A 654-nucleotide genomic window follows, 5' to 3' on the forward strand; every position below is an offset into this window, starting at 1 on the left:
CTGCAGGTGCAGGGCAGGGCGCTGGATCGTCTGGAGCAACTGGCGCAGACGCGCGAACGCCTGGCCGGGCAGCTCGCCGAACTGAGCCCGCGGCTGGCACAGCTGCAGCACCAGCATGCCGGCAAGCAGGACGAAATCGGCGGCCTGCGCGAGCGCTACAAGCTGCTCAAGCAGCAGCTGGCCGACAAGGAAAAGCTGCTGGAGCAGGAGCAGCGCATTCAGGATCTGGAGGCCTACCGCGCCCGCTTGCAGCCGGGCGAGGCCTGCCCGCTGTGCGGCTCGCACGAGCACCCGGCGGTCAGCCAGTACCAGGCGCTCGACGTCTCGGCCACGCGCCAGGCGCTGGAGCAGGGCCGCAACGACCTGGCGCAGCTGGAAAACCAGGGCGCCACCCTGCGCGACGAGCTGACCCGCCTGGCCACGCAGATCGCCCAGCTGCAGCAGCAGCTGGAGCAGGCCCGCGAACAGGCCGCCCAGCTGGATGCGCAGTGGCAGCAGCAACTGGCCGAGCAGGCGTTGTCGCTGGCCGATGGCGCGGCCCTGGCCGAGCTGCAGCGCAGCCATGAACAGAGCCTGGCGCAAGTGCAGAGCCGGCTGGCCCAGGTCGAGAGCCGGCAGGCCGAACTGGCGCAGGCGCGCGGCGCCCGCGAGGTC

General features: G+C 71.7%; 1 pseudogene. It reads left to right on the top strand.

Features of this window, described 5'->3' with window-relative positions:
• Positions 1–654, top strand: a pseudogene (locus tag N878_RS24595) (exonuclease subunit SbcC); the annotation flags it as partial.

Origin of the sequence: Pseudomonas sp. EGD-AK9 (assembly GCF_000465935.2) — a bacterium.
Taxonomy (GTDB): Bacteria; Pseudomonadota; Gammaproteobacteria; order Pseudomonadales; family Pseudomonadaceae; genus Aquipseudomonas.